This is a genomic window from Elioraea sp. Yellowstone (assembly GCF_006704265.1).
Lineage (GTDB): Bacteria > Pseudomonadota > Alphaproteobacteria > Acetobacterales > Acetobacteraceae > Elioraea.
In genome coordinates this window covers 19,231-35,417 of the sequence record NZ_VIKA01000021.1, presented here as the reverse complement: position 1 = coordinate 35,417, position 16,187 = coordinate 19,231, and the positions used below count along the sequence as shown (strand labels likewise).

Annotated in this window: 18 protein-coding genes; 6 read left to right on the top strand and 12 right to left on the bottom strand. The window is 73.6% G+C overall.

The window, feature by feature from the left end; all coding sequences use genetic code 11:
• Positions 1–144: 144 nt before the first annotated feature.
• The 8 genes from FK498_RS05420 to FK498_RS05385 all read right to left on the bottom strand — a co-directional run bounded on the left by FK498_RS05420 (position 145) and on the right by FK498_RS05385 (position 7,671).
• A complete protein-coding gene (locus tag FK498_RS05420) occupies positions 145–2,352 on the bottom strand; it encodes a hypothetical protein (RefSeq protein WP_141852321.1) in 2,208 nt (735 codons plus the stop codon).
• A gap of 223 nt (positions 2,353–2,575) precedes the next feature.
• On the bottom strand, positions 2,576–4,237 hold the full coding sequence (locus FK498_RS05415; RefSeq protein ID WP_141852319.1) for an ATP-binding protein: 1,662 nt from the start codon (positions 4,235–4,237) through the stop codon (positions 2,576–2,578).
• Complete coding sequence (gene flhB / locus FK498_RS05410) at positions 4,227–5,303, bottom strand: flagellar biosynthesis protein FlhB (RefSeq protein WP_141852317.1); 1,077 nt, start codon at positions 5,301–5,303, stop codon at positions 4,227–4,229. Before flhB ends, FK498_RS05415 begins: the two co-directional genes overlap by 11 nt.
• A gap of 6 nt (positions 5,304–5,309) precedes the next feature.
• Positions 5,310–6,089 (bottom strand): flagellar biosynthetic protein FliR, encoded by a 780-nt coding sequence (fliR, locus tag FK498_RS05405; RefSeq protein ID WP_141852315.1) that lies wholly within the window; start codon positions 6,087–6,089, stop codon positions 5,310–5,312.
• Between the two features lie 4 nt (positions 6,090–6,093).
• The gene (locus tag FK498_RS05400) at positions 6,094–6,366 is read right to left on the bottom strand and encodes a flagellar biosynthetic protein FliQ (RefSeq protein ID WP_141852314.1); all 273 of its coding nucleotides are present in this window, start codon (positions 6,364–6,366) and stop codon (positions 6,094–6,096) included.
• Between the two features lie 100 nt (positions 6,367–6,466).
• The gene (locus FK498_RS05395; RefSeq protein ID WP_141852312.1) at positions 6,467–6,781 is read right to left on the bottom strand and encodes a flagellar hook-basal body complex protein FliE; all 315 of its coding nucleotides are present in this window, start codon (positions 6,779–6,781) and stop codon (positions 6,467–6,469) included.
• 10 nt (positions 6,782–6,791) lie between these two features.
• Positions 6,792–7,199, bottom strand: coding sequence for a flagellar basal body rod protein FlgC (gene flgC / locus FK498_RS05390; protein ID WP_141852310.1), 408 nt, complete (start codon positions 7,197–7,199; stop codon positions 6,792–6,794).
• Between the two features lie 79 nt (positions 7,200–7,278).
• Entirely contained in the window at positions 7,279–7,671 is a 393-nt protein-coding gene (locus tag FK498_RS05385; RefSeq protein WP_141852308.1) for a flagellar basal body protein, read from the bottom strand.
• Between the two features lie 219 nt (positions 7,672–7,890).
• Between FK498_RS05385 and FK498_RS05380 the strand changes: the two genes are divergently transcribed.
• The 3 genes from FK498_RS05380 to fliP are packed head-to-tail and all read left to right on the top strand — an operon-like array spanning position 7,891 to position 9,210.
• Positions 7,891–8,160, top strand: a complete 270-nt coding sequence (locus FK498_RS05380; protein WP_141852306.1) for a hypothetical protein — start codon at positions 7,891–7,893, stop codon at positions 8,158–8,160.
• 37 nt (positions 8,161–8,197) lie between these two features.
• Positions 8,198–8,473, top strand: coding sequence for a flagellar biosynthetic protein FliO (locus tag FK498_RS05375; protein ID WP_141852304.1), 276 nt, complete (start codon positions 8,198–8,200; stop codon positions 8,471–8,473).
• Positions 8,470–9,210 carry a flagellar type III secretion system pore protein FliP gene (fliP, locus tag FK498_RS05370; protein ID WP_141852302.1) on the top strand — a complete coding sequence of 247 codons (741 nt, stop codon included), beginning with the start codon at positions 8,470–8,472 and terminating at the stop codon, positions 9,208–9,210. Before FK498_RS05375 ends, fliP begins: the two co-directional genes overlap by 4 nt.
• Positions 9,211–9,244: 34 nt before the next feature.
• Here the strand turns inward: fliP and FK498_RS05365 are convergent, their stop codons facing one another.
• From FK498_RS05365 to FK498_RS05350, 4 genes are read right to left on the bottom strand one after another with little or no spacing between them, the layout of a single operon-like run.
• The gene (locus FK498_RS05365; protein ID WP_141852300.1) at positions 9,245–10,522 is read right to left on the bottom strand and encodes an ABC transporter substrate-binding protein; all 1,278 of its coding nucleotides are present in this window, start codon (positions 10,520–10,522) and stop codon (positions 9,245–9,247) included.
• Positions 10,523–10,549: 27 nt separating this feature from the next.
• Positions 10,550–11,551, bottom strand: coding sequence for a succinylglutamate desuccinylase/aspartoacylase family protein (locus FK498_RS05360; RefSeq protein ID WP_202614750.1), 1,002 nt, complete (start codon positions 11,549–11,551; stop codon positions 10,550–10,552).
• Positions 11,548–12,534, bottom strand: coding sequence for a 1-aminocyclopropane-1-carboxylate deaminase/D-cysteine desulfhydrase (locus tag FK498_RS05355; RefSeq protein WP_141852298.1), 987 nt, complete (start codon positions 12,532–12,534; stop codon positions 11,548–11,550). Before FK498_RS05355 ends, FK498_RS05360 begins: the two co-directional genes overlap by 4 nt.
• A complete protein-coding gene (locus FK498_RS05350) occupies positions 12,531–13,277 on the bottom strand; it encodes a FadR/GntR family transcriptional regulator (RefSeq protein WP_141852296.1) in 747 nt (248 codons plus the stop codon). The genes FK498_RS05355 and FK498_RS05350 overlap by 4 nt, the downstream gene beginning before the upstream one ends.
• Positions 13,278–13,346: 69 nt before the next feature.
• Between FK498_RS05350 and FK498_RS05345 the strand changes: the two genes are divergently transcribed.
• Genes FK498_RS05345 through FK498_RS05335 form a run of 3 tightly spaced genes read left to right on the top strand, consistent with a single transcriptional unit; the run spans position 13,347 to position 16,180 of the window.
• Positions 13,347–14,465 carry a mandelate racemase/muconate lactonizing enzyme family protein gene (locus FK498_RS05345; RefSeq protein WP_141852294.1) on the top strand — a complete coding sequence of 373 codons (1,119 nt, stop codon included), beginning with the start codon at positions 13,347–13,349 and terminating at the stop codon, positions 14,463–14,465.
• Between the two features lie 10 nt (positions 14,466–14,475).
• On the top strand, positions 14,476–15,345 hold the full coding sequence (locus FK498_RS05340; RefSeq protein ID WP_141852292.1) for a carbohydrate ABC transporter permease: 870 nt from the start codon (positions 14,476–14,478) through the stop codon (positions 15,343–15,345).
• Positions 15,335–16,180: a carbohydrate ABC transporter permease gene (locus FK498_RS05335; RefSeq protein ID WP_141852290.1), complete on the top strand. Its 846-nt coding sequence runs from the start codon at positions 15,335–15,337 to the stop codon at positions 16,178–16,180. Before FK498_RS05340 ends, FK498_RS05335 begins: the two co-directional genes overlap by 11 nt.
• Positions 16,181–16,187: the final 7 nt, after the last annotated feature.

The following is a 16,187-nucleotide window of genomic DNA, read 5'->3' as shown; positions in this document are numbered from 1 at the left end:
CCGCCACACCACACGGGCGGCCTTGGGGTGGGCGCGGTTATGTTTAAACCCCCCCCCCCCCCCCCCCCCCCCCCCCGGCGGCCGGGCCCCCCCGCGCGCCGGGGCGCTCGGGCCCCCGGCCCGGCCTCCGCCCGGCGATCCGGCTCAGCCCTGCTGGGCGAGCGCGAAGGCGCGCACGGCCGAGGCGTCGTATCCGCTCAGCCGGGTCGTGCCGTCCGTCGCCTTGGCGGCGACGTAGAGCGTCTCCGCGAAGGCCGCGTTCGGGCAGGTGCCCATCAGGGCGCCGACCGCGAAGCTTCCGGAGAAGGTGCTCCCGGCGCGCGCATAGGCGCCGGCCGTCGCCGCCAGGACCTCGCCGCCCGCGCCGGCCGCCACCACCGGGGTCGCCCCGCGCGTGAGCCCGAAGCTGAACCGGGCGCGCCCGTTCGGATGCGCCGGCGCGAAGGCGAGCGTGACCGAGGCCCCCGGGGCGTAGCGGATGAAGCCGCAGTCGTCGTCCGCCTCGCCCGCGGAGATCACCGGCGCGGCGATCGACGCGGTGCAGCGCGCATTGTCGATCACCAGCGAGAAGACGAAGCCGTCGTCGATGATCTCGGAAGGGTCGGCGAGGCGGGTGCTCAGCGTGCCGTCCGGCGCGATGCCGGTCGGGACGATGAAGCGGAAGGTGCCCGGTCCGGGGGCGACGCGAGTGCCGGTCTTGGAGAAGACCTCGAGACGGACCTGGTAGAGGCCGGCGAGCGCGGGCGCGGCCGCCGCATCGGCCGTTCCGGGCGTGGTCCATTTGGCGGCGTAGATCTCGCCCATGCCGGAATCGATCGGCCAGTAGTAGGTGGTGCCGGCTGGATCGGCCGAGGTATCGACGCCCCAGTCGGCGGGGCTGAAGAGCTGCGTCTTGAAGCGGAACAGGCTGTCGCCCACCGGGCCGAGCTGCACGGTCGGGAACTGCACCACCGGGCCCGGCACGTCGCGCACGTAGCTGCGCGTGATCGGCGTGGTCATCGCCGTCCAGGCGCCCGAGCTGCCGCGGCGCCAAGACCAGCGGAAGTAGTAGATGGCATCGCTCGGGATGCTGAGCGCGTGCTGCTGGCGGAAGCCGAGCACGGAGCCGAACGGCGCATCGGCGTTCGCGCCGTGGTCGGCGAGCCCGTCCGGGCGCACCCAGCCGGGTCCGGGTGCCGCCCCCGCGGTGCCGGCGATCGGCATCGCCCCCACCGCATGCGGCATCACCCAGCTCTCGACGCCGGGCGGCGGATCGACCGGATCGTCCGGCACGCAGGCCTGCGCGCGCGGGTCGGTCACCACCACGGTGATCTCGTCGCCGCAATGGTAGTTCCAGGTCGTGCCGCAGGTGACCGGCGGCGCGTGGATGGTGGTCCACACCCCGCCCAGGAACTGCTGCGCCGAGACGTAGATGTCGGGCCGGTCCTCGTCGCCGCAGGCATGGATGTAGAGGGCGGAGAAGCGGCCTTCGTCGTCCGTCGTCACGGTCGCGAAGCAGTGCCGATGCGTCACGAACAGCGCATCGAGCCAGCCGAAGCGGCAGAGATAGGGGAAGAGCTGCGTGCCCGCGAGGCCGAGGCGCGCGCGCACCGCCTCGAGCGGCGCATGCTCGATCTCCTCGACCAGGCGGAACATCGGTGCCGCATGGGGGCCCGCCTCGGCCGGGCGCAGGGCGGCGCGCGCCGGCACCTGCGCGCCGGGCGCGGCGTGGGGCGGCAGGGGCGCCGGATCGGGCGGCGGCGGCAGGTCGGGGAACGCTCCGGGGAAGGCGAAGGGCGGCGGATCGGGCAGCGGGACCGGCCGGCGGATCGCCTCGAGCAGCTCGTCACGCAGCCTGAGGATGTCGCGGTCGGGCAGGGCGCGGATCAGCCGCGGCCAGCGGTCGATCTCGCAGAGCGTGACGCGCGCGTGGCAGATCGGCAGGTCGCGCGTCGTGCCGTTCGGCAGCACGACGCGCTTGACCAGCCGGCCGCGCACCCAGCACGCGCACAGCTTGAACCACGGCCACCAGACCGGCCTGGGGATCAGGATGCGGATGTCGGGCCTGCGCGGGTCCAGCCGGACCGTCTCGAGATGCCCGCGGAGCCGCTTGAGCAGCTCCGCCCGGTCCGGCGCCTCGCGCTTGCCGCTCTCGATCACGGGCGCGACCAGCAGCCGGGCGGAGTCGCCGATCCTCTTCGCGTCGATCGTCAGTTCGCCCTTGGCGATCAGACGGCCGCCCTCGGCCTCGACCTTCAGGATCGTCTGCGCCGCCGCCCTGCCGGTGCGGTCGTAGAGCACCGCGCGCAGCGCCTCGATCCGCTCCTCGGGCTTCGCCTGGGCAAGCTCGATCAGCACGGGAACAGCCTGCATGGCTCTCCTCCTCTCGGGTTGTCCCGGCCGGATCGGCGACCAGCATACCGTGCCGGGACCGGCACGGTGAACGACATCCCGCGGCGGACGGGGTGACGCGGCTCACCCGTCCCTGGCATGCCCGTCGCGTGGGAGAGCGTGGCGCGCCTCCTGCGGCCGATCGCGGCGTCGGCGCCGCCGGCGCGGCGGGGCCGGGGCGGGACGTCCCTCGCGCGAGTCCGCCTCAGCGGGCGGCTTCGGCGGCGAGCTGTTCGACGCGGGCGACGAGCTGGCGCAGGGTGTAGGGCTTGGGCAGGAAGTGCAGGTCCTCCTCGGGCAGCCCCTCGAGTGCTGCGCTCTCGGAATAGCCCGAGACCAGAACGACCGGCAGTCCGGGATGGCGCGCCCGCACCGCGCGCACGACCTGGGTGCCGTCCATGCCCGGCATCACCACGTCCGACACCAGCACCGAGGGCGGCCCCGGCTCCGCCTCCAGCATCTGCATCGCCGCCTCGCCCGAGGCGGCGGCCAGCACGCGCCAGCCGGCGCTCTCGAGCGCGCGCGTGCTGAGCCTGCGCACGCCGTCCTCGTCCTCCACCAGCAGCACCGTGCCGCGCTGCCGCCCGGGCGGCGGCCCGGCGGCCGCCTCCGGCTGCGGCGGTGCCCGGTCGGGCGGTTCGGCCGGCGCGGGGGGCGGGCGCTCCGCCGCGCGCTCGCGCGTCTCCACCTCCTCCTGCGCGACGATCGGCAGGTAGATGCGGAACGTCGCACCCTCGCCCAGCGTGCTCTCGACCGAGATGAAGCCGTCGGTCTGGCGCACGATCCCGTACACCGTCGCCAGGCCGAGCCCGGTGCCGCCCGCCTCCTTCCTGGTCGAGAAGAAGGGCTCGAACAGCCTCGGCAGGTCGTCGGGCGCGATGCCGACGCCGGTATCTGAGACCTCCACCATCGCGTAGCGCCCGGGCGGGATCACCTCCTGGCCGCGCACCAGCGGCCGGTAGAGCACAATGTTGCTGGTCCGGATCGTCAGCCGGCCGCCCTGCGGCATGGCGTCGCGCGCGTTCAGCGCCAGGTTCACGATCACCTGGTCGAACTGCACCGGATCGACGCGGATCATGTGGCTCGGCAGCTCGAGGTCGAGCTCGAGGGCGACGCGCTGGCCGAGCAGGCGCCGCAGCAGGGCGGCGATGTCCTCGATCGCGTCGGCGAGGCGGATCACGCGCGGCTGCAGGGTCTGGCGCCGGCTGAAGGCCAGCAGCTGCTTCACCAGCGCGGCACCGCGCTCGGCGCTGCGGCGGATGTGCAGCAGATCCGCCTGCAGCGGCTCGACGAGACCGTCATGGGCGAGGCAGAGATCGGTCGCGGCGATGATCGCCGTCAGCAGGTTGTTGAAGTCGTGCGCGATCCCGCCCGCGAGCTGGCCGACCGCCTGCATCTTCTGCGTCTGGGCGAGCTGCGTCTCCATCACGCGATGGCGCGTGATGTCGGTCAGCCGGATCACCGCGCCGGAGACCCGGCCGCCGGGCTCGACGATCGGCGTGAAGGCGACCATCGCCACGGAGCAGCCGAGCGCGATCCCGCCCTCGCCCTGGCGCTCGGCGAGCCGGAGCTCGACCGAGGCCCGCCCGCCCAGCCCGGCGGCGATGCGCGACAGCTCCGCCTCGACCTTGGCGCGATCCTCGGCATGGAAGAGTTCGGTGACCGGCACGCCGCGCGGCACCGGCTGGTCGGTGCGCCCGGCGAGCGCCTGCGCGGCCTCGTTCGCGAGCAGCAGCCCCCCCGCGACATCGACGATGACGATCCCGGTCGGCGCCTCGTCGAACAGCGTCCGCCACGCCTCGCCGTCGGAATGGACGAGGCGGTCGATCAGCGCGGGACCGTCGGAGCGGGCCTGCTCAGTGCGCATGGGGCGGGACGCTGCCCTTCAGCCGCCAGACATAGGCGATGATCTCGGCCACGGCCTGGTAGTGCTCCTCGGGGATCTCACGGTCAACCTCCACGGTGTAGAGGGCGCGCGCAAGCGGGGGGTTGGCGACGATCGGGACGCCGTGCTCCTCGGCCGCCGCGCGGATCCGCGCGGCGAGGTGGTCGACGCCCTTGGCCACCACCCGGGGAGCGGCCGAGGTGTTGCGGTCATAGGCGAGCGCGACCGCGTAGTGGGTCGGGTTCGTGACCACCACCGTCGCCTGCGGCACCGCGGCGAGCATGCGGTTGCGCGACCGCTCGGCCCGGATCCGCCGCAGCCGCGCCCGGATCTCGGGATCGCCCTCGCTCTGCTTCAGCTCCTCGCGGATGTCCTGGCGCGACATCCGCAGCCGCTGGCCGTGGCGCCAGCGGCTCCAGGCGAGATCGAGCACGCCGATCACGGCGAGCGCGGCCAGCAGCGCGAACAGCAGCCGGAACGCGTCCGCCACCGCGACCGACAGCAGCGTCCCCGGGTCCCACTCCGCCGCATGCACCAGCCGCGAGGGGGCATCCCACAGCACCACCACCGCCGCGCCGGCCAGCACCGCGAGCTTGGCGAGGCTCTTGAGGAACTCCATCAGGTTCTCGGGCGAGACGATCCGCTTCGCCCCGGCAAGCGGGCTGAGCCGCGACAGTTTCGGCGCGATCCCCTTCGCCGAGACAAGCAGGCGCGTCTGCAGCAGCGTGGCGCCGACGCCCAGCACGAGCGCGAGGCCGGCGATGCCGAGCAGCAGGACGGCGGCCGCGCGCAGCGTCGGCCGGAGCGCCTCCGCGATCAGGCCGGCATCGATCGCGTGCCCGCGCTCGAACAGCGGCAGCACGGCCTTGAGCAGCGCGGTCGCCGCCTCGGGGCCGGCCATCGCCGCGCCGATCGTCGCACCGGCGAGCGCGGCGGCGGTGGAGAGGTCCTTCGAGACGGGAACCTGGCCTTCCTCGCGCGCCTTCTCGAGCCGTCGCGGGGTCGGCGCCTCGGTCTTGTCGCCGCCGGTCTCGTTCTCCTCGGCCATCCCGGCTCAGAGCCCCGGCAGTCCGCCCAGCACCGCGCTGGCCGCGGCCGTCCAGACCGACAGCATGCCCGCGATCAGCACCGCGAGCAGCGCGAGCCCGCCCGCCACCTGCAGCGGCAGCGCGACGAAGAAGACCTGCATCTGCGGCACCAGCCGCGACAGGAGGCCGAGCGTGAGCTGGAACACCACGCCCGCGAGCACGAACGGCCCGGCGAGCTGGAAGGCGAGCGCGAAGCTCGCCGCGACCGCGATCACGACGGCCTCGGCGGCGGCATCGGCCGGAAAGGCGCCGCCCGCCGGCAGCACGGCATAGGAGCCGGCGAGTGCCGCGATCGGCAGCATGTGCAGCCCGGTGGCGAACAGCACCACCACCCCGCCGAGCCCGACCATGCGCGCGAGCGCGGTGCCGCTCGCGCCGAAGGAGGGGTCGAACAGCATCGCGTTCGACAGGCCCAGGAGGAAGCCGAGGAACTGCGCGGCCATCGGCAGGGCGAGCGCCACCAGCCGGGCCAGCATGCCGATCCAGAGCCCGACGGCGCACTCGCCGGCGACCAGCACCACCGCCCGCGCCGGCGCGGCCGGCGGCGCGGGCAGCGCCGGCGCCAGCACCGGCCAGAGCAGGGCGGCGAGCGCCAGCGTCAGCCCGATCTTCACCTGCGCCGGGATCTCCTGCTCGCCCAGCCCCGGCAGCAGCATCAGCGCCGCGCCGACGCGGCAGACCACGAGCAGGAAGGCGAAGGTCCAGGCCGGCAGGAGCTCGGGAAGCTGGCCCGGCTCGATCGCCATCCCGCTATCCCCCGCCGACCGCGACGATGCGGTCGAACAGCAGGTGGCTGAACTGGCCGAGCGTGCGGCCGATGAACGGCGCGCTCAGCGCCGCCGCCCCGGCGACCGCCAGCAGCTTGGGCACGAAGATCAGCGAGGCCTCGTTCACCTGGGTGAGCGCCTGCACGAGCGAGACCAGCAGGCCCACCACCAGCGCGGTGAGCATCAGCGGCCCGCCGACCAGCAGGGTGATCCACAGCCCCTCGCGCATCAGCGCGACCACATCCGATTCGGTCACGTCCGCCCCTCCTGGGCCGGCCTTGGCCGCGCGCGGCAGCCGGCGTCCGCGCAACGATGCCCTGGCGATCCTGTCCGTTCCGTCCGACGCGCGGGCCCCGTCAGATCGGCATGCGCATCACGTCCTGGTAGGCCTGGATCACGCGATCGCGGATCGCGACCGTCGTCTGCAGCGCGAGTTCCGCCCGCGCCACGGCCGTGACCACCGCGGTGACGTCGCCCTCGCCGGCGATCGCGGCCGCCGAGGCGCGATCGGCCTCCTTCGCGGTCGTCACCGTGTCGGCGATTGCGCGCTCGAGCATCCGGCCGAACCCGCCCGCCCCCTCCGGCCCGCCGGCGGGCTGCTCCGCGCCGAGGGCCGCGGCGGCGGTGCTGGCGTAGCGCGCAGCGGCCGCGGCCGCCCCGATCCCTGCCATGGCGTGCCCCTCAGCGCAGCAGCTCGATCGCGCGCGTCAGCATCCCGCGCGTGACCTCGAGCACGTTCAGGTTCGCCGAGTAGCTGCGCTGCGCCTCGCGCATGTCCATCACCTCGATGAACGAGTTGACGTTGGGCACCTTGACGTAGCCGTTCTCGTCGGCCGCCGGGTGGCCGGGCTCGAAGCGGGTGCCGAACTCGCTCTGGTCGCGGCCGATCCGCTTCACCCGCACCTCCTCGACGCCGAGCGCGCGATCGAGGCGCGACTCGAAGGTGATCGTCTTGCGCCGGTAGGGCTCGCCCTCCGGCGTGCTCGCCGTGGTGTCGCGGTTCGCGAGGTTCTCGGCGACGATCCTGAGGCGCATCGCCTGCGCATCCATGCCGGCCGCCGACAGCCGCAACGCCTTGAAGAGTTCCATCATGTCCTCCGTGCCGGACGCCGCCGGTCAGGGCACAGTCTGCCCGGCAAACCTTTCCGCCTGGTTGCCGCGCGCCGGGTCATCCCTGCCGCCCGAGCGCGATGCGGAAGAGCGAGAGGTACTTGCGCATGAGGCCGAGCGTGAGCGAGTGGTGCGTCTCGGTGTCCGACACCTTCACGAGCTCGCGCTCGATCTGGACGGCATTGCCGGCGGGCGTGCGCTCCGCTGCCAGAGGCTCGGGCCGCGCGCGCGGCGCCGGGCCGAGCGTGCCCGCGAGATGCCGCGGATCGGTCCGCGCCGGTGCCGGGCCGGCCGCGCGCGCAAGCACCTTGGCGAAGGCGGGCAGGTCCCGGGCGGCGTAGCCGGGCGTATCGGCGTTGGCGATGTTCTGCGCCAGCACCTCCTGGCGCCGGTCCAGCCAGGCGAGCCGCTGCTCGGCCAGCCGGAACAGGGCGAGCTTGCCTGGGTCCATCGTATCACCTCCTGCCGCGTGACCTCCTGCGCGGGCGACGCAGCCGCCGTGCCAGGGCAGGAGCCAGGGCGGGCGAGACGATCGCCGCAATTGGTCAACCACCCGTTAAGCCCAGGGCGGATCGGCTTAAGCCTTCCGTAAGCGCGGCGATGCAGTCTGCGCGCGACGCGGGGCTCCGCCGCTTCGGCGCCGTCACGCGGGCTTCGGCGGGCAGGACCGATGGACGGGAACGACGAGACGGAACGCGCGGCCACGATCGGCATGATCGCCGAGACCATGCGCTCCACCGTGACGGTGGCGCGCGCCCTGGTCGATGCCGGGGTGAGGATCGACCTCGCCGGGCTGGAGCGCGAGATCGGCGATCTCTGCGCCGACGCGATCGCCCTGCCGCGCGTGCTCGGGCGCGAGCTGATCGGCCCCCTGACGAGCCTGCGCGACGAGATCGCCGCGCTGGAGCGGACGCTGATGGACGCGCCACCGGCGGACTGACCCTCCGCCCTGGCGTCGCGGCAGAAGGCCGGACCGGATGACAGAGACCCTCTCCTCCATTCCCTGGGCGGTGGCCGCGCTGGCGGTCACGATCGCCGCCATCCTGCTGTTCGCGCGGCTTGCGGCGCGCGCCGGGCTCGGTGCCGGGCCGCGCGCGGGGCGGCGCCTCGCCGTGGTCGAGACGCTCGCCGTGGACGCCCGGCGCCGGCTGGTGATCGCGCGGATCGACGGGCGCGAGACGGTGCTGCTGCTGGGCGGCGGCAACGATCTCGTGGTCGCCGATCTCGGCCGGACGGCGGAGTCCGGCCGATGAGGCGCCTGCTTGCCCTGGCGGCGGGCGCCGCGCTGCTGCTGGCGCCGGCGGCCGCGGCCGCCCAGTCGCTGACGCTCGATCTCGGCGAGGCCGCCGACGGCAGCGCGGCGACGCGGATCGTCCAGCTCACCGCGCTGATCGCGCTCCTGAGCCTCGCGCCGTCGCTGCTCGTGATGGTGACGGCCTTCGCACGCATCGTGATCGTGCTCTCGCTCCTGCGCGCCGCCCTCGGCACCCAGGGCACGCCGCCCAACACGGTGCTGATCGGGCTTGCGCTGTTCCTCACCTTCTTCGTCATGCAGCCCGCCTTCGAGCAGGCCTGGACCCTCGGCATCCTGCCGATGACCGAGGGGCGGGTGGACGAGATCGAGGGCATGCGCCGCGCGGCCGAACCCTTCCGCAGCTTCATGGTGGCGAACCTCCGCGCGGAGGATCTCGCGCTGTTCCTCGATCTCGCCGACCTGCCGCCGCCCGACTCGCCGGCGGCCACGCCCTGGCGCGCGCTGGTGCCCGCCTTCCTGGTGGGCGAGCTGCGCCGCGCCTTCGAGATCGGCTTCCTGCTGTTCGTGCCCTTCCTGGTGATCGACCTGGTGGTGGCCTCGGTGCTGATGAGCATGGGCATGATGATGCTGCCGCCCACGGTCGTGTCGCTGCCGTTCAAGCTGATCTTCTTCGTGCTGGTGGACGGCTGGCGGCTCGTCTCGGGCAGCCTCGCGCAGAGCTTCGTCGCCGGCTGAGCGGGCCCGGCCGCGGCAGGGGCCCGCCCGCACCTCACCCGAGCAGCGGCCGGACCCGGCGCACCAGATCGTCCATCGCCTGCTGCGGCGTCTTCATCCCCAGCACCGCCGCCTCGGCCTCCTCCTTGAAGAGGTCGGCCGCGCGCGCCGCCTGGTCGAAGGCCGGCATCGGCACGCGCGCGACCTTCAGCACCGCCCGCTCGGCCTCCGCGAAGGGCACGCGCGCGCGGATGCGCGGATCGTCATAGGTGCTGTTGCGCACCGGGCCGTTGCCGTTCAGCGCCGCCTTCAGCGTGGCCTCGCGGCTCAGCATCTCCTTCATCAGGCTCCAGGCCTGCGGCTTGTTGCGCGCGTTGCGCGGGATCGCCATGCCCCAGAATTCCACCTTCGCCGGCGCCACCTCGAACTTGCCCGCGAGCTCGCGGCTCACCGGGATGGTGGTCGTCCTGATCCTGCCGGGGAACTGCGAGCGCTGCGGATCGTTGTAGATCTGGTTGCGCCCCATGGAGTTGATGATCATCGCGGCCCGGCCGGTCTGCATCCAGACATTGACGTCCTCGGTGCCGAGCGCCGCGAAGTTGCGCGGGAAGGCGCCGGCGACGAACAGCTCGCGCAGGAGCGTGATGGCCTTCACCATCGGCGGCTCGTTGGCGACGCACCTCATGTCGGGCGTGATGAACTCGCCATCCCAGGCGCGGGCGATGTCGATCACGTTCGGATAGGTCACGCCGGGCAGCAGGAAGCCGACCACGGGCGTGCCGTTGGCGCGGGTGTAGGTGCAGCGCTTCGCGACGTCCGCGAGCTCCTCGATCGTCTTCGGGGGCGAGGTGATGCCGCGCTCGGCCAGGATCTCCTCGTTGTAGTGGAAGCCCGAGGAGGCATGGCGGAACGGCAGGCCGTAGAGCCTGCCCGCGATCGTCATGCCCCTGATCATGCCGGGGAAGATGTCGTCCGGATCCTCGACCGGGTCGCGCGCCATGTACTCGTCGAGCGGCTCGAACAGCGTGGTGATGCGCGGCACGGTCTGCGTGTTGAGGAGGAAGCCGATATCGACGCTGGTCTCGCTCAGGCTCGCCTCGCGGAACAGCCGTTCCTGGAGGGGGCCGGTGTCGAAGGTCACCCACTCGACGGCGATGCCGGTGCGCTGCGACCAGCCAGCGGTGATGTCGCCGCCCTGGCCGGAGGTCGCGACGGTGCGGTGCACGCGGTGGGCGTAGATGCTGAGCTTGTGCGGCTGGGCGCGGGCAGCGGAGCCCGCGAAGGCCGCGGCGAGCGCGGTGCCGCGGATCAGGGTGCGTCGGTCGAGCGTCATGGCGTTCCTCCCCTTGGTGTTTCGTCGTCAGGCCTCGCTGGCGAGATGCGCCACGCAGTCGCCGGGGACGACCTGAGCGGGCACCCGGCGGCAGACGACGAGCCCTGCACGGCCGAACTGTAGCGCGATCGGCGGCCGGTCGGGCTCGTCGAGCGAGAGGATGCGCCCGGCGCGCTGTCCGGCCGCGACGGTGGCGCCGAGCGCCACCTCGGGCACGAACAGCCCGCGCGCCGTCGCGAACAGGAAATGGTCGCTGCCGGCGACGCGCATCAGGCGCGGCGGCGGGGCGGGCGGCAGGTCGGGCGCGAGCACGCCGGCGTGGCCGAGCAGGCCGCGCAGCGCGGCCTCAGCCGCCGCGACCGAAGCCGGCGTCAGGGTCCCGCCGCCGCCGATCTCGCAGGCGAGGTGGATGACGCCGCGCGCGAGCCCGGCGGCGGGCAGGGTACGCGCATCCTGCGTCGCCTGCACGACGAGCGCGAGCGGCAGGCGCATCGCCAGCATCGCCGCCTCGAGCCGCGCCGCGAGCGCCGCGTCGTCGGTCGCGCGCGCCATGGCGCAGGAAAGGTACTCCATCGAACTGCCGCCGGAATGGAAATCGAGCGCCCAGGTGGCGCGCGGCAGGAGCTCGGTCGTGACGAAATGCGCGAGCATCCCGGTCGGCCCGCCCTCCGGGTCGCCCGGGAACAGCCGGTTGAGATTGCCCCCGTCGAGCGGCGAGTCGCGCCGCCCGGCCAGCACCGCGGGCAGGTTCAGGGCCGGCAGCACGATCAGCCGCCCCGTCAGGCGTGCAGGATCGAGGTCGCGGACCAGGTCGCGCAGCACCACCTGCCCCTCGTACTCGTCGCCGTGGTTGCCGGCGGTGAGCAGCACGGTGGGGCCGGGCGCGCCCTCCAGCACCGCGATCGGGACCGGAACGATGCCGTAGCCGCTCTCGTGGCGCGAGTGCGGGATGCGGAGCCAGCCGGTGCGCCGGCCGGGGATGCGCGCGTCGAGATCGAGATCGCAGCGGATGCGGCTTGCCGTGCTCACGCAGCAGCCCCGGCAACGGCGTCGGCTGCCGCGAACAGGCCGGGCAGCCCCCCCGAGTGCAGGAACACCACCGGCCCCGGCGGCAAGGTTCCGGCGCGCAGCGCCGCGATCAGCCCGGCCATCGCCTTGCCGGCATAGGCGGGATCGAGCGCCACGCCCTCGCACCGCGCCACGCGCAGCAATGCCGCGAGCGAAGCGGGGCTCGGCATTCCGTAGCCCGGGCCGATCTCGGCATCGTCGATGTCGAGCGGCAGCGCGGCCGGCAGGGGCCAGCCCGCGCGCTCGGCGGTGCGGCGCGCGACGTCCGTCATCCACGCGGCGAGATGCGCGCGCGGCTGCTGCACGCTGATCGCGCGCACGCGGCAGCGACGGCCGGCGCGCGCCAGGCCGAGCGCCAGTCCCGCAGCGGTCAGCCCCGAACCGGCCGCGACCACCAGCGCGGCCGGATCGATCCCGGCGGCACGCCAATCCGCGTCGAGCTCCGCCGCCGCCTCGGCCCAGGCCTGCGCGGCGAGGGCGGCGCTCGCGCCCGGCAGGTGGATCGCGTAGGGCCGGTATCCGCGCGCCCGCAGCGACGCGGCGGCCTCGTCGAGCGCGGCGGCGAGGCGCGGGTGCCACGGATCGGCGGCGGCGACGAACCGGATCTCGGCGCCGAACAGCCGATCGAGCAGCAGGTTCCCCTGGCACGGCGGCGGCGGGCCGCGCAGCACCAGCGTGCAGGCGAGCCCGAGCTTCGCCGCCGTGCCGGCGAGCGCGCGGCAGAAGTTCGACTGCGCCGCCGCGGTGGTCAGCACGGCGTCCGCGCCCTCGGCGAGGGCGGCGCCGAGCAGCCATTCGAGCTGGCGGATCTTGTTGCCGCCGAGCGCCGGCCCGGCCAAATCCTCGCGCTTGAACCAGATCTCGCGGCCGAGCGATGCCGACAGCCTCGGCGCGGGCTCGAACGGGGTGGGCCAGCGGCCGAGCGGGACGAGGTGCGCGGTCACGGCGCGCGCCGGGGCGGCGCCATCAGGTCGACCAGCGCCCGCGAGGCATCGAAATGCGCATGCAGCGCCTGGCGCGCCGCCTGGGGATCGCGGCTGCGGATGGCGGCCAGGATGCGCTCGTGGCGCGCGAGCGTGCGGCGCGCATCGCGCAGTTCGCGCCGCTCCTGCATCAGCCGCATCACGTGCTTCGCCGCCGGCGCCAGCGCCTCCATCAGGAACAGCATCAGCGCATTGCCGGCGGCGCGCGCGAGCGCGAGATGGAAGGCGAGGTCCGCCTCCACCCACGGATCGACCGTGTCGCGCACGGCGCGCATGGTCGCGACCTGCGCGGCGAGCGCCTCGACATCCGCCGCGCCCGCGCGCTCGGCCGCGAGCGCGCCGATCTCGGTCTCGATCGCGCGGCGCAGCTCGATCGCCTCGCGCAGCCCCTCGGGGCGCGAGCGGATCGCGCGGTCGAAGAAGGTGGCGAGCGGGGCGGCCGAGGGCGGCAGCACCGTGGTCGGCCGGCCCTGCTGGATCAGCACCGCGCCCATCGCCGCGAGCTGGCCGAGCGCCTCGCGCACCACCGTCTTGCTGACGCCGAAACGCCGGGCGAGCGCGGCTTCGGGCGGAAGTTCCTCGCCCGGGGCGAGCCGCCCCGTCGTGATGCCCTCCAGGAGCTGCCCGACCACGTGGTCGGACAGGCGCTGGCGCGGTGCGGCGACGACTTCGAGCGCGTTCGGCATGGTCTCCGGTTCGCCCACCCGCTTGCTCGCGGCCTGATCATCTGCTTATCATAACAGCAGATAGGCAGTCAACCGCGGGAGGGAACGGTGCGGATCGTCGAGGTGAAGGCGCACCCGCTCGTCGCGCCGATCGCGCCCGACATCCAGACGACCTCCGCCGGCAACTTCGCCGCCGTCTCGATCCTGGTGGTCGAGGTGACCACCGATCAGGGGATCACGGGCTGGGGCGAGGGGCTGCTGCGCGCCGCCCCCGCGGCGGCCGCCGCGCTGGTGGAGCGGGCCCTGAAGCCGCTGCTGCTCGGCGCCGATCCGTTCACGGTCGAGGGGCTGTGGCCGAAGCTCGCGCGCGCAACGACGGGACGGTCGGGCGGGATGCTGATCGAGACCGTCGCCGCGATCGACATCGCGCTCTGGGACATCATGGGCAAGGCGCTGGGCCAGCCGGTGCACCGCCTGCTCGGCAGTTGCGGGCGCGACCGCGTCGCCGCCTATGCCTCCTCGATCTCGTGGGGGCCGCTCGCGATCGCGGAGGCGCAGGCGGAGGAGGCGGTGCGGCGGGGCTTCCCGCTGATCAAGGTGAAGATCGGCGCGCCGGTCGAGGCGGCGATCGAGCGCATGCGCGTGCTCGCGCGGCTGGTCGGCGGGCGCGCCAGGCTCTGCGCCGATGCGAACTGGGCCTTCGACTACGACGACGCCGTGCGGCTCGCGCGCGCGCTGCTCGAGCTCGACGTCCACTGGCTCGAGGAGCCGATCGTGCCCGAGGACCGCGAGGGCTACCGCCGGCTGCGCGCCGCCGTGCCGATCCGCCTCGCGGCCGGCGAGAGCGAATTCGCCGCCTGGGGCGCGCGCGACCTGATCGCGAGCCGCGCGGTCGGCGTGATCCAGCCCGATGTCGCGCGTTCCGGCGGCATCACCGAGACGCGCCGCATCGCCGCGCTCGCGCACTGCTTCCACGTCGCCTACGCGCCGCACATGGGCTTCTCCGGCGCGATCTGCGCCGCCGCCTCGCTGCAGCTCGCCGCGGCGATGCCGAACTTCGCCACCTTCGAGTGCATGATCTTCCCGAACCCCCTGCGCGAGGAGCTCGCGACCACGAGGCCGGGCGATCCCGCGTTGCTGGAGGGCGGGACCCTGCCGGTGCCGGACGGTCCCGGCCTCGGCATCGAGATCGACCGCGCGGCGCTCGCGCGGCTCAGGTGCGACTGACGGCGCGGCGATGCGCGCGCGGCCGATCCACTACCTGCTGATCTCGCCGGCGCAGCTCCTGCTGGTCGTGACCATCCTCGTCCCCTCGCTCTGGGTCGGCTGGCTCAGCCTGCACGAGGCCTCGTTCGGCACCGAGGCGCGCTTTGTCGGCTTCGCGAACTACGCAAGGCTCGCGGCCGATCCCTATTTCTGGCGCGCCTTCCTCAACACGGTCGTGGTCGTCAACGTGATCGTCTATGCCGAGCTGCTGCTCGGCCTCGGTATCGCGCTGCTGTTCGCAGGCGGCCTGCCCTTCCCGCGCCTGATGCTCGCGATCGTGCTCGCGCCCTACGCGATCAGCGAGGTCGTCGTGGTGATCATGTGGAAGGCGATGTTCGAGCCGCAGGCGGGCGTGATGCAGCTCCTGCTCGGCGCGCTCGGGCTTCCCGGGCTGGAGTGGGCCGTCGATCCGGTGCACGGGCTCGCGCTGATCGTGCTTCTCGCGGTCTGGCACCACCTGCCCTTCACGTTCCTGCTGCTCTATGCCGCGCTGCTCGGCGTGCCGAAGGAGCTGCACGAGGCGGCGAAGGTGGACGGCGCCGGCGCCTGGTGCGCCTTCCGGCACGTCACGCTGCCCGCGATCATGCCGGCGATCCTGGTGGCGCTGCTGTTCCGCTACGTCTTCGCCTTCCGCTTGTTCTCCGAGCCCTGGCTGCTCACCCAGGGCGGGCCCGCGCGCATGACCGAGGTGATGGCGGTCTATCTCTACAAGGCGGCATTCCGCTACCACGAGCTCGGCCTCGCCGCCGCCACCGGCTGGGCCATGCTGCTGCTGTCGCTCGCGATCTCGCTCCCGTATCTGCGCGCCGTGCGGCGCCGGATGTTCGCCGATGCGGCCTGAGCGCCGCCGGCGGACGCCCCTGCGGCGCGCCCTGCGCGGGCTGGCCTTCCTCGCGGTCGCGCTGTGGTCGCTGTTCCCGATCGTGTTCGTGATCCACGCCTCGTTCCGCCCGCCGGCGACCATCTTCGCCGTGCCGCCGCAGTACCTCGTCCGGCCGACAGTGCAGAACTATGTCGAACTCGCCCGGCTTTGGCCCGAGTTCTTCGGCTCGCTCGCCAACAGCCTCATCGTCACCCTCGGCGCGACCGCCCTCACGGTGGCCGCGAGCGCGCTCGCCGGCTGGGTCTATGCGCGCCGGCGCGGGCGGCTGCTCACCGCCTCGGCCTTCTTCATGGTTCTGGTGCGCATGTTCCCGCCGATCGTCATCACCCTGCCGCTGTTCCCGGCGGTGAACGCGGCGGGACTCTCCGACACGCATCTGGTGCTGGTGCTGCTCTACGCGGCGTTCTTCGTCTCGCTCGGCACGTGGATCATGAAGGCCTTCGTCGACCAGGTGCCACGCGAGTTCGAGGAGGCTGCCGAGGTGGACGGCGCCTCGCTCCGGCAGATGCTGCGCCATGTGATCGTGCCGCTGGCGATTCCGGGCATGATCGCGGCGGCGGTGTTCGTCTTCGTGTTCGCCTGGAACGAGTTCCTGTTCGCCTTCGTGTTCACCACCACGCGCGCGCGCACCGCGCCGCTGATCATCAGCGAGATGCTGGGATCGGTGACGGGCGTGGACTGGGGACCCGTGTTCGCCGCCGCGACCATCCAGCTCGTGCCGGTGCTGCTCTTCGTCGCCTTGCTGCAACGCCACCTGGTCGCCGGGCTCACCGCCGGCGGCGTGAAGGGATAGGGGGAGT